Below are 18,372 nucleotides of genomic sequence, written 5' to 3' on the forward strand. Positions count from 1 at the left end.
AGCCAGGAGCGGCTGCAATACAATTCCGGTTGTCAAAACACAAACGCAGTGGCGGAACTGGCAGTGAAGCGAATACTTGTATCTTGGATTGGTCGAACCGACCTGAAAGCAATGGCCGCATCTGCGCCTGCGCAAAAATCCAAATCGGTTCGTAAGATCGTCGGCGAGGGTGACGCACAGGCCGGGATCGGCCCAGCGAAGACGCTCTTGGATCACGAGTCCTTTGATGAAGTGCATCTACTCAGTGACTACTCGCCAGCGGCAAGCAAAGAGTTCGCGACATGGCTGGGGTGCAAACCAGTTCTCCATGCGGTCGAGCTGACGAATCCGTCGCACCACGGCGAAATACTGGATACAGTCCGACCGATTCTTGAACGGCTGCAACGCAAGAAAGACGACGAGCTCGTTTTTCATCTCAGTCCGGGCACGCCGGCAATGGCGGCAATTTGGATTCTGCTCGGCAAGAGCCAGTATCCTGCGACGATGTACCAGACCTACAACGGTGCGGTTTCAAAAACGGAGATCCCATTCGATATCACGACCGATGTGTTGCCGGGTTTGCTGCGAGAACCCGACCGCTATTGGCAACACCTGGCAACGCGAACGCCGCAGGAAGTCAGCGGTTTCGAGTCGATTGTGGGTGAGAGCGAAGCCATCAAGGCTGCGGTGGGCCGTGCACAGCGTGCTGCGATTCACGATGTGCCCGTGTTGATCCTTGGCGAAAGTGGCACTGGCAAGGAATTGTTCGCCGAGGCGATTCACAAAGCCAGTCACCGCGGTAACCAAAAAATCGTCTCCATCAACTGTGCAGCGATTTCGAGAGAGTTGCTTGAATCGGAGCTCTTTGGCCACGTAAAAGGCGCTTTCACTGGAGCTGATAAGGACCGCAAGGGAGCGTTTGAAGAGGCCGATGGCGGAACGCTCTTTCTCGATGAAGTCGGTGATTGCGACCTAGCGATGCAGGCCAAGTTGCTGCGTGCGCTGCAACCGCCGCCCGGCGAAGGTCCGTGTCAAAGTGTTTTCCGTCCCGTTGGCGCGACCAAAGACAGGGTCGTTGACGTCCGCATCATTGCGGCCACCAACAAAGACTTGTCCGCCGCGATCACCGCTGGCGAGTTTCGCGATGACCTGATGTACCGGCTGTCGATTGTCACACTCAAGCTGCCACCACTGCGCCAGCGAAGCAAGGACATCACCCAAATAGCGAAATCACTGCTGGTGGGCATCAACTCGCGTCTCAAAAAGCAGGGCGGCACGTCCTATCAGGACAAATCCATTTCTGCTGACACAATTCAGTTTATGCAACGATATCCCTGGCCCGGCAACGTTCGCGAACTTTCCAACGCCCTCGTCCAAGCCTCGATGATGGCCGATGGAAAGGCCCTCAAGCCCCAAGACATCGCCGCGGCGGTCGCAGAGTTTCCCTCGGCCAAGAGTGACGACGCCATGAACATTCCGCTCGGTGGCGACTTCGTGTTGGAGTCGCATTTAATTGATATTCAGCGGCATTTCCTGCGTCGAGCGATGCTGGAGGCGGACGGCAAAGTCACCAAAGCGGCCAAGCTACTTGGTTACAAAAACTATCAGACGCTGTCCGCTCAACTGGAGCGGCTGGACGTCGAGTTCGAGAAAGAAACGGAGTCGAAGTGAGCGTCATGGCGAAACAAACTTTACGAACAGAAACGCGTTTGGCACACCTCGTGCTTTATGCCCCCAGCAACGCTCAATCGAGCACGACTCAACAACCCAATCAAGTTCAAGGGAGGATGCGGCTCACCCAAACGCATCGAATTCACAACTGGATCGCCCGACCAATAATCGGCCAGCGCCAATTCAATTTGCAAAACTGCGTTTCGGAAACCTGAACCCATGCCACTCAACGAACGGGAAACCCGCCAACAACTGATCGACCCTAAGCTTGAAACAGCGGGTTGGGAAATCCAGCGTGAACTTCGCATCGGTCCCGGCCGTGTGAACTTCAGCGGTGACAGCGCCGAATCAATGTACGATTCGACGCAGGCAATCATTGCTGACTACTTGCTTCGCTACCGCGGCGTTCCGCTTGCCGTGCTGGAAGCGAAGGCAGAATCAGTGCCTGCCGAAAATGCGGTCCAGCAAGGATCACGTTATGCAAACCGTCTGATGATCCGCTTCTCGATCGCGTCCAACGGACACGATTGGATTCTGACAGATAATCAAACCGGAGACTACGAAACACTCAGTGCTCCACCGACGCCAGAAGAACTGGTTGCCCGAATGGGCGTCAGCATCGACTGGGACCGTTGGGAAGGCGCGTTCGCCGCCAGCTTTCACGTTGATCAAGTCACGCGAAAGAAGATTCGCCCCTACCAAGAGATGGCGATCGCCAAGACGTTGTGGGAATTCGCCCAAGGCACCGACCGCGCCCTGCTGTTGATGGCGACCGGCACAGGCAAGACGTTCACCGTGTTCCAGTTGATTTGGAAACTGATCAACGGCGGCACGCTCCAGCGACAAAACGTCTTGTTCTTGACCGATCGCAACAGCTTGAAAGATCAGGCATACCGTGCTTTCAGTGCGTTCGATTCCAATGAACGCGTCAAGATTGACAAAGCGACCGTCAAAGACGGCAAGCATCAAGTCGGCAAACTCTTCTTTGCCAACTACCAGAACCTCGACGAGGACTTGGATGGCAAGAAGGTCTACGAGCACTACGATGCCGATTTCTTCGATCTGGTCATCATAGACGAATGCCACCGTAGCGGTTTCGGTGACTGGTTTGGCGTGCTCGAGCATTTCGGCAGCGCACTACAATTGGGCCTGACCGCCACTCCCCGCGAATTTGAAGAGGATGACGAATCCAAGAAGCAGCGTCGCCCGCTTACGCCTGAGGAGCAGCGTCGCGAAACGTATCACTACTTCGGCGAGCCGATCTTCACGTACAGCCTAAAACGTGCGATCGACGACGGTTACCTTGTGCCGTATCTGCTGGAAGAACGTGTCACCAATATCGACAAAGACGGCTACACCGCTGAAGACGGGACACGCTACGAAACCAAGAATTTCGAGCGAGATATCATCGTCCCCACCCGCACTGAGGCGATCGCCAAAGACCTGTGGGACGTCTTCGGCAAATACGATCTGCGGGACGAAAAGACCATCATCTTTTGCGTCAACGATACCCATGCCTCCAAGATGGCCGCCGAGCTTCGTCGTCTCTCAGGCGATCCGAGCTACGCCGCCCGAATCACCCGCAGCGAGCGGAACAGTCATCAGCTCGAGCGCAACTTTGCCATCGTCGGCAACGGAAAACCTCGAGTTGCCGTCACCGTCGATCTGCTGACCACCGGATTCGACGCGCCCGATGTCAAGAACATCGTCTTCGTGCGACCGATCAAAAGCTCGATCCTTTACAAGCAGATGAAGGGGCGCGGCACGCGGTTGTGCGAAGACGTCAACAAACGCTACTTCACAATCTTCGACTACTCCGGTGCCAGCGCACTCGAGGATGCCGAATTCGATGGGCACCCCGCCAACAAGCAGTCGGGGAAGCTCTCGCAGTCCAAACCGAAGCCCAAAACGCCCGCGGGCGACGACGAAGATCCGGAAACCCCGAAACCGGTTGCAGAGAACGTCCATGTGGTGATGTCGGAAACGAATCGAAGCATCTCGTTCGGCGATGGCCAATGGATGCCGTTTGACGAGTATGCCGAGAAGTCTCGCGAGTTCATCCAAAATGTTTCGACCGGCAGTTTGACCGGGTTGCTGGACATTTGGATCGACAAAAACAGCCGTCAGGAATTGCGTGAGGAACTGGGCGACCAGGACATCTACACGTCCGCGTTCCGACACTACTTCGACCTGCCCGATACCGACGATGTCGACGTGTTGGCCAAGATCGGCTTCGAGCTGACTCAGGTGCCGACCCGCACCGATCGCGTCACCCGATTCTGGGAACAAGACGACCAGTGGTATGAATCGCAATTCGGCGTCGTGCTACCAAAGCCCAACGATGCAAATATTGCACTGGGCAACAACGACTTCAGTTTGGCGGCGGAACGACCCGAAGACAACGGCGACCTTTGGAAGATGGACTTCTGGCGCACTGCACTAGACCACTACTCACTGTTCGGGATCGACGATCTCGAACAAGCCCGAACCTATTCGGCTCCTCAGTTTGTCGATCAATTTGGCAGCTTCCAATCGTTGGCAAAGCGTTATGGCGGCGCACCCAAGCTGAAGTCGGACCTGGAAGCCGTCAAGAAACACCTGTACGTCGAAATGGCGAAGTAGACGCGCACACACTTTCGGCCTCGGAACGATTGAAGACAGGCTGGAAGCAATCACACATCAAGACAAATTCACTGATACGAAATACATGGCAAAGAAAAAAGCAACCAAGAAGAAAGCCGCGTCAGCCGGCAAGGCGACTAGTACCGTTGACCATCGTCGCCAGGAAGTCCAGCAAATCGTCAAGAACGCTTGCGACCAGCTCAACAGCGAGGGCGTTGATGCACGCAACTACGTCGAACAACTTGCGTGGTTGTTCTTCCTCAAGGCATTCGACGAAGCGGAAACGCGGCGTGAGGAGGAAGCCGCGTTTGACGATACGCCTTACGAGCGGCGATTGTCGGGGCCGTTCGCTTGGTCGTCGTGGGCTTCCAAAACCGATCGGCCCGACGAGATGTTGGAATTTGTCGATGGCAAGCTTTGGATCAAACTAACCAGTCCCGATCCCAAGAAAGGACTTGGTGACGATCCGTTGGCCGAGCGATTTCGTCGCATCTTTGACAACGTCCGCAACTACAGCCGACGCGGTGCCTCGTTTGCCCGCGTCGTCCAACAAGTCGACAAGCTGGAATTCAGTAGCGAAACCGACGTGCATGTGCTTTCGGAAATCTACGAAGACTTGCTCAAACGCGTCGCGGCCGACAGTGCCGGGTACGCCGGCGAGTTCTACACCCAGCGACACATCATCCGCGCGATGGTCGAGGTCGTCAGTCCGCAAGTCGGCGATCGAGTTTACGACCCCTGCTTCGGCACAAGCGGATTCTTGGGCGAAGCGGCCGACTATATGCGGGAATCGGTCCGCGGAGGGAAAGGAAAGCAGCTCAGCGGCAAAGATCTGGAGAAACTGCAAAACGCCACGTTTTACGGTTTGGAAATCAAGCCGCTGACGTATTTGCTAGGCACGATGAATATGATCCTGCACGGGATTGAGTCGGCGAATTTGGAACTGGGCAACACGCTGGAACTGCACAACCAAAACGTCAGTGAGAAGGACCGTTACGACGTGATCCTTTCCAATCCGCCGTACGGAGGCAAGATGGCGTCGGAGCTGCAAACCAACTTCCGCGTCCGCTCGGCGGCGACGGAATGTTTGTTCCTACAACACATCATGCGCAACCTCGGCAAAGGTGGCCGCGCCGCGGTGATCTTGCCCGAGGGGGTTTCGTTCCGTGGCGGCCCGGATCAAAAGGTGCGGCAAGAATTGCTGGAGCAGTTCAACCTGCACACGATCCTATCGCTACCGGCTGGTTGCTTTCTGCCCTACACCGGTGTGAAGACCAATGTGTTGTTCTTCGATCGTCCGACCGAAGACATTCCCTCCGGCAAACTAGGCACCAAGAAGGTTTGGTTCTACGAGCTGACTAACGACGGATTCGAGTTGAAGCAAACCCGTCGCCCAATCGACGGCAACCAACTTCCCGAATTTTTGAAGTTACAGCCGAAGCAAAAAGACAGCGATCATTCGTGGTCGCTGTCCGCAAAAGAGATTATTGAAAACGGGTATGACATATCAGCAAAGAATCCGAATCGCAGCGACGATTTTGAGCATCGCCCCGCACTGGAACTAGTGCAGTCGATTCGAGCGAAGGAAGAGCGAATCATCGAATTGCTCGACGAATTAGCTGGGATTCTGGAGACTTCACAATGAATGACCGGGAGAATGTTGCGCTGTCCGAATTGCTTGCCACCGACTTCGACGGAACGTGGGGAAAGGAAGCGGAGGCTAATGAGGGAACGCCCGTCATTCGCAGCACCAATATGCGTGGCGGACGACTTGATCTGTCAACTGCTTCGCGTCGGGTGCTCTCCCGCGACACAGTCGCTCGCAAAAAGTTGTTGGCTGGCGATATTTTAGTGAACAAGAGTAGCGGAAGCGCTCACCTAGTAGGAGCAAGCGTCCTATTCGATCACGAAGGGGATGAGGATTATGTTTGCTCAAACTTCATTCGCTGCCTACGTGCGGACCGCACCCGCATAGACTCCGAATACCTTTACCTTGCACTTCAGTCGCCACAATTTAAAGAGCAGGTCTTCGGAGCTCAGCGAACGACCTCTGGGCTTCGCAACTTAAAGATCTCTGAGTTTAAGAATGGGGTCCTCCCACTTCCGCCCAAGACGGAGCAGCATCGAATTGTTCGTAGGGTTACTGAGTGTCTTAGCCAAGTTGAAGAAATTGCAATTCTGAGAGAAAACTTAATAAAGGAGGGTGATGCGTTACTTCCATCAATGCTGAACGAAACATTTGTCAGTTTGGAGGCTAGCTACAAGACCGCCGAAATTGGTGAACTTGCATTGGAAACTCGGTACGGCACTTCCTCGAAGTGTGACTACGATGAAACCAATACGCCAGTATTGAGAATTCCTAACGTTGCGAGAGGATTCGTCAATTTTTGCAATCTTAAATACTGCGGACTGTCAAATAGCGATTTAGAAAAACTCGCTCTTAGACAGGGCGACTTGCTCTTTGTGCGGACAAATGGAAGTCGTGATCTCGTTGGTAGATGCGCTGTTTTTGACGGGGGCACCAATGATACATATGCGTTCGCTTCATATCTGATTCGTGTTCGTCTTGATACTCAGAAGATGCGTCCGGAATTTCTGGCCTTCTTTCTCAATAGCACACGTGGTCGGGTCGAGCTGGATCAGCGTCGTCGGACATCTGCCGGCCAATACAACATCAACTCGACAAACTTGCGAAGTATCGCGGTACCGACACCGCCGCTGAGCGTGCAGGACGAGGTTGTTGAGGAATTGGAATCTCGCCAGTCAACGGTCTCTGCTCTTCAAGTAGCGCATACCGAAACGTCGTCACAGGAATCCGCCCTTCGCGACGCCATCCTTCGGAAAGCTTTTGCGGGAGAACTGTAGCCATCGCCGAGTTTGAAATCTCTACACAGCGGTCGATTTGGCAGGTGATCGAACACCTCCAAAAGAAAACGCCGATCCGGAAATCGGATATCGGGCTGACGCTCGCTGCGCTGTTATTCTTGCGATGGGCCGACTTTGAAGACGCCGAACGCGAAGCGATCGCGGCGTTCGAGGACTTGAACTACGAACCCGTCGTGCCGGATCATTGTCGTTGGCGCAACTGGTGCGATAGCTCGCCGGAGCAACTGGCGGATGTGTTTGGTGAAATGCCGTTCATACTTGGGAGGCTCACTAACCGTCGCGATGATCCGTTGGCGACCCAACTGAGCCGCGCCGCCAGCGGACTCGAGCCGCTGCAAGTGCTCGACGGCGAAGCGTTGTCGATCCTGGTTCGATGGCTGGCCAACCAACCGTTTGAAACGCCCAGCGATCGCTTGAAACTACGCGATCTGCTGGATCAAGTCCTCGCCAAAACCTCGGGACGCGAAGCCAATCAACATTCCTCGCCGCCTTTGCTGACCAAGTTAATGGCCGGATTAGCGGAACCGAAGTTCGGTGAATCGGCCTACGATCCTTGCTTTGGCAGCGCTGGTCTGCTGACCGCGGCGCTGGAGCACGTCGGCGATCATGGTCGCAAGACCGCGGATGAGCAGTCGTATCAATCGGGCGCACAACCGCTGCGGATTGCTGGCGTCGAGTCAAAGCCACACGCTTACTTGATCGGCCTGACCCGATTGGTGCTTTCTGGCGTGATTGACCCGAAGCTAGAACTGGGCAACAGCCTGGAGCGAGTCCCCGTCAGCAACCCCGGCACCGAGGGTTTCGACATCGTCCTGGCCAATCCGCCCTGGGGCGGCAAAGTCGACTTGCATGGACTCGATCATCTGCCGATTCAACTGAACGATTCCACATCGTTGTTCATTCAACATGCCCTATCGCAGTTGCGTCCCGACGGACGAGCCGTAATTGCGGTTCCCGCGAGTGTGCTGTTTCGTAGCGGACGTGGAGTCGAACTGCGTGAATGGCTACTGCTTGAAAATACACTCGAAGCGGTTGTCGCCATGCCGCCGAGTCTTCTCGCTTCCCATTCATCCGTTGACTTCAGCTTGCTGGTACTGCGTCGTGGCGGAACGACTCGCACCGTTCGCATGGTGAATCCGACCAAGTTTTTCCAGAAGGCGGGATTTCCGAAAGCAAAGTCGAATCTTCCTGAAATGCTGCCGGAGTTGTTTCTGTCCTCAATGACGGAGATGCTGATTCGCAATCCTGAGAAGTACGACCGCGGATCGGACGAAACGTGGGATGTCGACATCGAAACGCTGCGTGCGACCAGCTATGACCTAACCCCCCGTCGCCGCGACCAAAGCGGTTTGCAGCAGATTCTCGACTCGTTGCCCGACGATGTTCGGATCACGACTTTGGATGAATGTTGTGACGTTCGAGGCGGTCGCAACATTCGATCTGCCGACTTGCTGGCAGATGCGAACGCGACATATTTGACTGTAGGACAATCCGCGAGCCTGTTGGCCGTCGATTCCGAGGTCGTCGTCGAGCTCAGAGAAAAAGGCGAATTGCAAGGCTTTCGTGACGGCGCGTCATGGAAGTTGCCGCGTAAACAGGTAGAAGAACTAGCCAGAGAACGCGGCGTCGACCAGAGACTCGATGCAATGGTGCCTTATGTCCGCATCGGTGATGTCAGCAAGGGAGTCGCCGCTAGCGGATCGTCGTTCGTAGACCCTGCTCACGCGGAACAGCTCAAACCTGAATGGAAGTTGCGTTCAGGTGACTTGCTACTTTCCAAGTCCGGCACGATCGGCAAGGCTGGCATTGTCCGAAACGGGGCGGTCGGTGCGATCGCATCAAGCGGGTTCTTCGTGTTGCGACCCAACGCTGGCCAGCTTGATCCACACTTTCTGTTGGCCTACCTACAAAGCGCCGAGGCGAACGCTTGGTTTGACGATCACGCCAGAGGGTCGGCGGCGCGGCATTTGGCGATCGGCGTTGTAAGAACGCTTCCCGTCCCAGTGCCGCCGCTGCAAATCCAACAGCGTGTCGCGGAGGAGTGTCGCAAGTTTGGCGTTGACGCCCTGACCTATTTGGCAGAGCTGGTCAGTGAAGACCAATCGGACGCGCTGCCGACGGAGCTGAGCGAGTGGGTCGTGTTGAACTTGCGAATCGTCGACTCCATGGAGCAGTCGGATAAACTGGCGAGCTTCCTGGAAGATGTTGAGTCGATCGCACGATCCCGGTTTCCGATCAAACTGTGCGAGAGTTGCGACCGACATTACGTGCCTGATTACTCCGACGAGATTCACATCGAAGGTCCGGTTAACTACGCCGCAGGCATTGAGAAGATGTGTTTGGGGTGTTGGCTAGATGTAGGCTCAAGTGCCGAGGGGATTGAGGAGTTAACAAAGCAGAGTCCATTGGTCCCATGGGCTATCGTGTTTCAGATGGCCGTCGATCCACTGGAACGCGTTACCGCAATTCCCGACACGGCCGCGATCTATAGTTTGCTGCAGTCAACCAAGATTGGGCTTGGCGCCGCGCTCGATAAGATTCAAGGAAGCCTGCCGAATGAGCAAAGAGCTCGTGAGCTGACAGAAGAACTATCGTCGCGAATCACCTGGCATCTCTCCAATCTGATCAGCGCGGTGAAATTGGTTGTGGATGTGGTCGACGCGAGCTTCGTAGATCGCGAAACCATGAAGGTATCGGTTCGCATCACAAATGCTGGCAAGCTACCGCTGCATGACTTGGATTTTGAGTTCAAACCGCCATTGACTCCCAAGCAAGGATCGCGTTTCCCCTTTGTTGGCCCTGGCTCATCGATCGAGATCGACTTCAGCGGTAGTAATCAGTGGTACTCGGATGATCAGTTAACGGCGCTGCAATGGACAAGCCCCGACGTTGTTCTTAGTTGGTCGGGCAGAACGATCGCTGGAACTTCATTTCGCGAAGCCCGAGAATTGGCCATCGATTTTGATGCGCCGAGTGTCAACGATGCTGTTGATCAGTCGGAATTGACGACGCGATCTGGGGGTAGCCCATATATCTGTGGCGACCCAGTGAAACCGGAGCGTGGCGAAGTGTTCTTCGGTCGCGAGGAATTGCTGAAACAAATCCGCCGGATGGTAATCGACAGTGGCAACGTTGTATTGTTGGAAGGAAATCGACGGGCAGGAAAATCATCTGTTCTGTGGCACTTAGAGGGAACGACCGCTATCCCTGGATGGATGGGTGTCTATTGCAGTTTGCAAGGTGCCGAAGGCGACAGCAAAGGCGGAATACCGACCGCCGATGTGTTCCGCGCAATTGCTTACGAGCTTGTCCAAAGTGTTCGGAAACTCAACGGATCGGCGGTGCTACCGGATGGAACGATTCTGGATGAAAATCGAAAAATGGGCATCAGCAGATCGCTGCGAAAGGGAATCAGTGACGATGCTCCATTTCAAGACTTCCGTGAATACGTAGAGATGATTCTCGACGCCCTCTCCAGCCAGAATCTAGGCATCCTGTTGATGCTTGATGAATTCGACAAGTTACAGGAGGGCATCGACAAAGGAGTCACCTCGCCGCAGGTTCCGGAGAACATTCGATTCTTGGTGCAGTCGCTTCCCCGTTTCTCGGCAATTCTCACCGGTTCGAGACGCCTAAAGCGAATGCGTGAAGAGTACTGGTCCGCATTGTTTGGATTGGGAACGCGTCTTGGCGTTTCTTCGTTGCCAAAGCCAGCTGCATCACGTCTGATTGTTGAACCCGTCAAGGGTCAATTAGCATTCGCGACGCCTGCTGTGGATCGCTGCTACGAACTCACTGCCGGGCAACCATATCTGTTGCAGTGCTTGTGCAATCGAATCTTTGATATCGCTGCACAATCAAAGCTCCGTTCAATCACCATCGACCACGTGGATCAGGCCGCCGAAGCCCTGGTCGAAGACAATGAACATTTTGCGAGTCTGTGGGACTACACGGAGTGCGATCGCCGCCGGTTCCTGCTAATCGTTTTGTGGCAGGAACGGAATGGAAGTGACCCGATGAGACTTGGAGCGATCCAAGCGAAGCTCGAACAAGCAGGAGTGGAGGTTCGCGAAGAAACACTGATGGAAGATCTTGAGTATCTCCGTGAACTCGAACTCATCGATCTGAACAGTGAATCAGGCGGTGCGTCTTACACGCTTGCCATTCCGATGATGGGTCAGTGGCTGGATTTGCAACAAGACTACGAGGTGCTCAGGAGTCGCGCACGCGGCGACGTTGAATCGGCGCTAACCGAATCGCCCTATCAGACAGGTAATCCGCTTCGTTCAGGTTCTGAAGAGTTATTCGTTGGTCGCAATGAGACACTCGATACTATTGCGCAACTACTCTCGAATGGTCACCGGCTTCTTATGCTGGAAGGACCACGCCGAATAGGGAAGACTTCGATACTATTTCAACTGCAGCAATCACCCAGCTTGGTTGACTGGGTGCCCGCGTATTGCGGAATTCATTGGCCCGATGAACTCGAACCAACGGAATCAATAGCGTATTCAATCGTAAGTACGGTTTTGAATTTCGTCGACACGTTTGAATTGCCAGATGGAAAGACGATCAATCGCGGAAAAGCAATCGGTCACCAGAAAGCCGTTCGCTCCGCGATGGGCGACGGAAATATCAACTTGAATTTTCAACAATTGGTTGAACGTGCAGTCGCAGTATTTGAGAACGAGGGAAAGCGGCTGCTGCTGACTCTGGATGATGTCCGTCTTGCAGAAGATAAGGAATCCATTGGCGGTCGAAATGTCTGCTTCCTTCGCTCGCTCGAATCGATGACCCGAAAGTTAGATGGGTTTGCCGTGCTCTTCGTGGGCGACGGAGTTCGTGAAGGTGATTCCGATTCCCAAATCAATGCTCTGCTCAAATCTGTCTCTCGGATTAAACTTGGGCGACTTTCGTCTAAGGTCGCATCGGGTCTGCTGTCCGAACCGGCACAGGGTGTCTTCAAGTACGACGCTGCAGCATTGGAATTAGCTGTCCAGTCGTCTGGCGGTGAGCCGTACCTGTTGCAGTTGCTTGGCAATCAGATTTTCGAGAACGCCATTAAGAACAAGCTCAACCGAGTTCAGCTTTTCCATGTTGAAAACGCCATCGATGAGCTTTGTGAACAAACCCAGTTTTTCGAGAACACTTGGAAGTCGCTTGGGTCGAACAACTCTCGATTCATTCTCGCCTTGATATGGAACGAATGCAAAAAGGCGAATCCCGCAGTTCTTGTCGATATCAAAGCCCGATACGAACAACTCGGAATTGAAGTACCCGCCGCAGGTCTTCTTGCCGACATCTTGATGCTCTACGAAGACGGCATAGTAGAGATGTCCGACAATGAGCACTCGGTCGCGAGTTTCAAACTAGCAGTCCCCATGGTGGGACGGTGGATCGATAAGCATCAAGACAAGGACATACTTCGGTCGATGGCCGCAGCAGAAGTGAATGACGAATTCCGGAATAGTCAGCAGAACTCCGTTGCTGATCTAAAAAACCTATTGGAGACTGATGATAATGACTGAGCGATTGTTTCCTATTCTTGGAACTGAAGATATACCGATGCTTGGACGCGAACGGTTGATGGATCGCATTTGGGGCGACATTAGCAAGACGACGCCGAGCAATTTATCGATTGTTGGCCCGCGCTACATCGGTAAGACGGTTTTGTTGAAGGCACTTGTAGAACGGGCCAACGGTGATGATTCGCCTTTCTCGCTGGTTCTCTACTGGGAGTTGGGCTTCCATCCGCCACAGTCCGACGAAGCATTCATCGCTGATCTTTGCGACCAGCTTCATGAGACGCTTGGTGTTGATCCAGTGAAATACAGCGAGCATCGAAGCGAGCTTGCGGAAGACAAGACTTTTCTGACGCTGAAGGAGGTGATGGACCTAATTCAGATGGAGGGCGATTCGATTTTGATGGTGTGGGATGGGTTCGATAAACCGCTGAGCCAAGGTCAACTCACTGGAACGCTCTTTGGGAACCTGCGGGACCTGTTCAACGGCAAGAAACATAAGATCATCACTGCCGCACGCGCGAAACAGTCGGAACTGGCTGCCGACAAACAGGTCGAAGATAGCCCGTTTTGGAATATGTTCGACGTCAACCCAGTTCGGATTGGACCGTTCGATTCCGATGACTGCCAAGCCGCACTCGCCAAAGGCGGGTTCCAGCCACAACGAGGTGGCGAGAAGGAATTGGGGAATTGGACTGGCGGGCATCCAGTCTTGTTCTTGTCGCTTCTGAACGAGTTGCATGCAGACTCGGTGACCGAATTTGACAACACTCACGTGAGCGCCGCCGCCAAAAATGTCGGCCAATCACTTGCGGACTTCATGGCGAAGTTGTGGAGTTGCTGCACCGCCGATGCAAAGTCGACGTATCTGGCGATCGTCGAATCTGGTGAGATTGAAACGAGAAAGGTCTCGCGTGAAGTGCAGGATTCACTAACGGGCCAGGCTTTCGCGATCGGTTCGGGATCGAAGTTAAAGCCATCATGCACTCTGATGCAGCAACACATTCAATCAGCGAAGGGCCAAGGCGGTGGCATCAAACGCAGCTTTGGCAGCACCAACGACTACGAATCTAACATCCGTGAATTGCTTGAACTGCGGTTGTCTCAAATCAAACGACCGATTAACGCGAGGCTTCACCGGTTGGTCACACAATCCATCAGTCATCTTCCATCGGACCCGGATGACTGTCTGAACAATCTGACGCGAATCGAAGAGCTTTCGTTGGATACTGTTTGGCAAGTCGAAGGTGAACCCAATAGCCAACTTCCCGCCGACGTGATTTCGGCATGGACTTTGTCGCCGGGCGATCGCGATCGAACGGTAAAAGATCGCATGGACAATAATGACTGGACGATCCCAACTGATCGTTTGCAGCAGATTCTGATCCTCGAGCGTTTGACTGGATCCCGCAAGGATTTTAGTCCACTCTCGCGATGCATTTCCAAAGACACCTATGTGCTGCTCAACGCGATCCATTCGTTCCGCAATCGAACCGAACACACTGACGGTCAACAGATGCCCGTCGGCGTCGCAGCATCAGCGTTGCTGTTGTGCATCGAACTGCTCGGCTGTTTGTCACATGAGCTCTCGCCTCCATAGACACCAGCCTTTGAGGCGTTTCACGCAAGCGACATGCCAGTTGTTCGACTGCAAAATTAATTATGTTTACAGTCGCTAAACGAAAATTCCAAGTGCAGAAACGTCTTGAATTTGTAAGCCGATTTGTCATCACCATCGTCCGTAAGCTCAAACCATGTCACGACCAACGCATCGCTTGTCGAACACTGAACTGGCAATGATCCAGGTGATGCGAAAGCAACCCAGCTATTCCGACTTTGATCCCAACATAGACACAGCGGTCCGGAGCGAAGTTACGGAAGCCTACCGACACGATTCGCCGCGGTACTTCGCGAAATTACTTGCAGAAAGAGCCAAGCTGTTCTGCAAGGAAAGGCTCGGCGTAGGTGAGAAGTCGATTCAAGAGCAGTTTTTGCATGCCACGGGTGTTGCCGCCGTAGTCTTATTCGTCCTGTCTGTGATCGCGTTTGCTGCGGGTTTGGCGATCGCATCAAGTTTCTTCGATGTTGAAAAAGGTACTGCGAGCGTTCTAGCAATCTTCTGGCTAGTTGCCCTGACGGCACTTCCTATCGTCTTTCCGGTGATCTCGCTGCTCTTTTTGGTGATCCACAGATCGCAACATCGACAGAGAACTGGGATGGCGACCGTGGTGATCAGATCCTTTCGGACGATTCGCCGAATTTGGTGCAAGCTCGCAATGCGACTGGGTTTGATCGAAGACGCTGACCCGAATGCCGTCACCAGCTTTGAGGAGGTGGTCGCGTCGCATTCCTACTTTGGCTCCGCTGGGGCAGTGTTCATTGCAAATTTGTATTTTCTAGTCGTTGCATTGGTGATTTGGGGATCGGTCTACTTTCACCTGTCCACCAAGAGAATCGACTTCTTCTACCAAGACTCGACTTCGCACATCGAAAGTCGGCAGACGAAGATACAGCACGTTGCGTCGCCGGTGCATTGGCTGACCGGCACACAGATACCCAGCGAAGACGCGATTGCGTGGGCCGGTGGCACCTGGGTTCCGCCCAAGCCGGCAACGGCGAAAAGCAAAAACGTGACAGGCTCGTCGACTGAGGATAACCCCACCGAGGCAGAGGCGGCTGAATCGCTTGCTGCCCGTTTGACGCAGGGCTTTCGAGTCGAGTGGTCGAGATTTTTACTCGCTCTCGTCTTTACTTATGTGTTTTTCCCTCGATTGGTTGTCGCAGTCGTCTCATTTGGAATGACTTGCTACTTTCGCCGCGACTTTGTTCCAAAGCCAACTGAGAAAGAGTGCAGAAGAATAGTCGACAATATTCTCGATCCTCCGATTGCGACTGAAACGATTCATCGACATAGCGACTCAGAATCCGAGACCCAGGATCTCACCAACACTGTCCCTGATCTTGCACGCGAAAAAGAACTACCCAATGCCGTTCCGTCAAATGTCGAAACCGATGTAAGTACAACGGCGCAAGTTGGAGCGGTGGACTCTTTGCGATCCAGCAGTCGATCTACCGGGATTGTCGCTGTAGGAGGAAACCCAGGCTTTTCGAGAATAGTTTCGGAACTTGCATTGAGCGACAGCCGATTGGCCGATGGCGGCGTCCTACGAAGTGCCAGAGACCGCGGTGAGTTCAAGAAGCGATTGTCTGAGAATCGGTGCCACCGGCTGGTCTTCGTTTTTTCCTTGTTAGACGTGCCTGCGCAAAATCTAGTCGAGTTCTTGGATTCGGTTGTCGATCTCTGTTGCGACGATTCTGAAGCGGACGCAGAACGTATCGATGTCGTTTTGTCTGACGGGGCGAAAGCACGCGAGCGGTTGGAGAATGATCTCAAGCTATTTCAGAGCCGCATCGAACAGTGGCGAACCGCATGCGTCCAGTGTGGTGTATCGTCCAATCGCGTTCACGATGTTGACTTATCGACCTCGTCAGGCATCGATACATGCCGCTCGTTGATCGCAGGGCCGCCTGCCGAAAATAGCGGGGAAGCAGTTAGGCGCATGGCCGGCAAATACATGGCCGGCGTCAGTTGGTTGCGAATCGGATTTGGAAGGATGTTCGATGAACCGTCAGCATCTGGGAGTTGGGATGAGTTCGCCACGACTGCAATGGACAAAATCGACTCGATCTACCAAGAAGAACGCATAGAGCTTCGACGGTTCTTCGATTCAAAGGCATGCAATGACTCGCTCAAACAGGTTGTCAAGAACGTCGAACTTCCGCCCGGTGTCTTACCAGAACAGCTGGAGCAGTTTGCGAAAATCGGTGAATTCATGAAGTCGCTGTCGCCGCGATGGATTGGGTCAGGGGCAATAGCTGGAGCATCATTGTGCCTCGGTGGCGGCGTGGCTTTAGCGCTGTCGGCACCCGCCGTTGCCCCGCTTCTTGCTCCATTCGTGGCAGGCTCGGCCTTGGTCTCTGCTGTCACCGGTGGCGGTGTGGGGCAATGGTTAAAGACCAGAATATCAACTGGCGAAAAATCAGAGGATTCGGACGACGTCGCTGGCTGTCTACAGATCAACACATCCTCCGTTTTGCAGATGTTGATACTGAGAATTCTGATCCTTGAATTCCAAGGCAGTTCGGAGCAATTCATCACTGATCAAATTGGAAAACAGACAGAGCAACTTGGTGAGTTGGAGACGGCGGATAAATCCGAGGTTGACGGCGTGCTTCTGGCGTTTAAGTGCAACCTGGACGAAGTGAGGAGAACAATACGGTGACGTTTCGATTTAACCAACTCAAGGAATTGAAGAAAAACCCACTTCGCATTTGCGTTGTCGGCCATACGAACCACGGAAAGACATCGACGATCCGGACGCTCGTTGAAGACGCTTCGTTCGGAGTCGTCGACAACGCGCCTGGCGTGACTCGCAATGTTGAAGAAACTCGCGTGGCGATCAGCGGTAAATCCTTGTTCCACGTTCTCGACACGCCCGGATTTGAGTTGCTTGATGAACGTCTCTACGAATTGAGGGAAGCAAAGAACTCGCGTTCCAAGGAACGCGAGATCGATGGTCTGATTAAGAAGCTGACTGGAAATCGAGGCGAGAACGATCGCCGTCTATTACGCACCCTCGAGGCCGTGAAGTCATCGAACTTGGTAATCCAAGTGCTCGATGTGCGAGAAGAAGCCACAGATCCTCAGTACCACGACGAAATCGAGTTCCTGCAGCGTTGTGGTATTCCGCTAATCATCACGTTGAATTTCGTAAATCACAAGCAGGCGAAAGTCGACGCGTGGCAAGACTACTTTCAACAGATCGGGATTCATACCTACACCAAGTTTGACGCTCACACCAGGCGTTGGAAAGACGAGCACACACTCTTTAAGAAAATGGAGAGCCTTGCCGCGGAGACACTTCATCAGGATTTTCTTTCCAGCTGGGTGGATTACCGGAAGGACTTTGTGGCAGAGGCTACGAAGTATTCTGCAACGGATATCGCAAGTCTAATCCGTGATGTCGCGAAGCATCGTCCGACGGCATACGGTGTTGATCGCAAAACACGAAGCGCGAAGCGGGCGGAGCTAAAAGAACAGTTCGAGATAGACGTGATTGAAATGAAGGATGAATGCATCAAGACGATATTGAAGCGGTTTCATTTTGAATTTAACGACATCGAAAACGACACTGACCAAGTTGATGACGCCGACACCATTACTGGAATGTCGCTTTTTGATAGCTCATGGCTCAAGTGGGGTGCTGCCGCTGCCGGTGCCGCTGCCGGGTTAGCCGTTGACATGATGCTGGTGGGAGGAACTTTCGGTATTCCTACGTTGATTGGCGGAGTTGCGGGATACTGTTTGGCAACTGGATACGAGTACAAGAGTGATAAGGGAAGCTGTAAAGAGTCGATCAACGCGAGTAAGGCATTGCTGTTCCTTTTAGCTGGGATGACCATCAGTCTTGTTCGTGCGTTGAAAACGCGAGGACGCGCTGACCCACATCGCGTCGACGTACGCTTCGATAAGAAAGCACTCGATCCCAAGAGCGAATTCGCATCAAACATTGTCGCGTTGCACGAAGGAATGCATGTCGACTTTGACGATCTCGTCACCAGCGTGAGACGGGCAATCGATCCGCAGCAGGAGGCTTCCGAAAACTAGAATGGCGAATAGAAAACATGCCGT

At 53.6% G+C, this 18,372-nt stretch carries 8 protein-coding genes; all 8 read left to right on the forward strand.

Annotation, left to right across the window (positions count from 1 at the left end; all coding sequences use genetic code 11):
* Positions 1-111 precede the first annotated feature (111 nt).
* The 8 genes from CA13_RS09460 to CA13_RS09495 all read left to right on the forward strand — a co-directional run bounded on the left by CA13_RS09460 (position 112) and on the right by CA13_RS09495 (position 18,348).
* Positions 112-1,650, forward strand: coding sequence for a sigma-54 interaction domain-containing protein (locus CA13_RS09460; RefSeq protein ID WP_146395815.1), 1,539 nt, complete (start codon positions 112-114; stop codon positions 1,648-1,650).
* A 219-nt stretch (positions 1,651-1,869) separates the two neighbouring features.
* Positions 1,870-4,272, forward strand: coding sequence for a DEAD/DEAH box helicase family protein (locus CA13_RS09465; protein WP_146395817.1), 2,403 nt, complete (start codon positions 1,870-1,872; stop codon positions 4,270-4,272).
* Between the two features lie 85 nt (positions 4,273-4,357).
* Positions 4,358-5,917 (forward strand): class I SAM-dependent DNA methyltransferase, encoded by a 1,560-nt coding sequence (locus CA13_RS09470; RefSeq protein WP_146395819.1) that lies wholly within the window; start codon positions 4,358-4,360, stop codon positions 5,915-5,917.
* Positions 5,914-7,137 carry a restriction endonuclease subunit S gene (locus tag CA13_RS09475; protein WP_146395821.1) on the forward strand — a complete coding sequence of 408 codons (1,224 nt, stop codon included), beginning with the start codon at positions 5,914-5,916 and terminating at the stop codon, positions 7,135-7,137. Before CA13_RS09470 ends, CA13_RS09475 begins: the two co-directional genes overlap by 4 nt.
* A gap of 44 nt (positions 7,138-7,181) precedes the next feature.
* Entirely contained in the window at positions 7,182-12,686 is a 5,505-nt protein-coding gene (locus CA13_RS09480; protein WP_146395823.1) for an N-6 DNA methylase, read from the forward strand.
* Positions 12,679-14,280 (forward strand): P-loop NTPase family protein, encoded by a 1,602-nt coding sequence (locus CA13_RS09485; protein ID WP_419194123.1) that lies wholly within the window; start codon positions 12,679-12,681, stop codon positions 14,278-14,280. The genes CA13_RS09480 and CA13_RS09485 overlap by 8 nt, the downstream gene beginning before the upstream one ends.
* 154 nt (positions 14,281-14,434) lie before the next feature.
* On the forward strand, positions 14,435-16,963 hold the full coding sequence (locus CA13_RS09490) for a DUF2868 domain-containing protein (RefSeq protein ID WP_146395828.1): 2,529 nt from the start codon (positions 14,435-14,437) through the stop codon (positions 16,961-16,963).
* Positions 16,960-18,348, forward strand: a complete 1,389-nt coding sequence (locus CA13_RS09495; RefSeq protein ID WP_419194124.1) for a DUF3482 domain-containing protein — start codon at positions 16,960-16,962, stop codon at positions 18,346-18,348. Before CA13_RS09490 ends, CA13_RS09495 begins: the two co-directional genes overlap by 4 nt.
* The last annotated feature ends 24 nt before the right edge of the window (positions 18,349-18,372 follow it).

Source organism: Novipirellula herctigrandis, assembly GCA_007859835.1.
Classification (GTDB): domain Bacteria; phylum Planctomycetota; class Planctomycetia; order Pirellulales; family Pirellulaceae; genus Novipirellula_A; species Novipirellula_A herctigrandis.

Excerpts from the sequence above, each read along its gene's own strand:
- CA13_RS09460 (WP_146395815.1), top strand. The coding sequence starts at position 112 with ATGGCCGCATCTGCGCCTGCGCAAAAATCCAAATCGGTTCGTAAGATC.
- CA13_RS09465 (WP_146395817.1), top strand. The coding sequence starts at position 1,870 with ATGCCACTCAACGAACGGGAAACCCGCCAACAACTGATCGACCCTAAG.
- CA13_RS09470 (WP_146395819.1), top strand. The coding sequence starts at position 4,358 with ATGGCAAAGAAAAAAGCAACCAAGAAGAAAGCCGCGTCAGCCGGCAAG.
- CA13_RS09475 (WP_146395821.1), top strand. The coding sequence starts at position 5,914 with ATGAATGACCGGGAGAATGTTGCGCTGTCCGAATTGCTTGCCACCGAC.
- CA13_RS09485 (WP_419194123.1), top strand. The coding sequence starts at position 12,679 with ATGACTGAGCGATTGTTTCCTATTCTTGGAACTGAAGATATACCGATG.
- CA13_RS09490 (WP_146395828.1), top strand. The coding sequence starts at position 14,435 with ATGTCACGACCAACGCATCGCTTGTCGAACACTGAACTGGCAATGATC.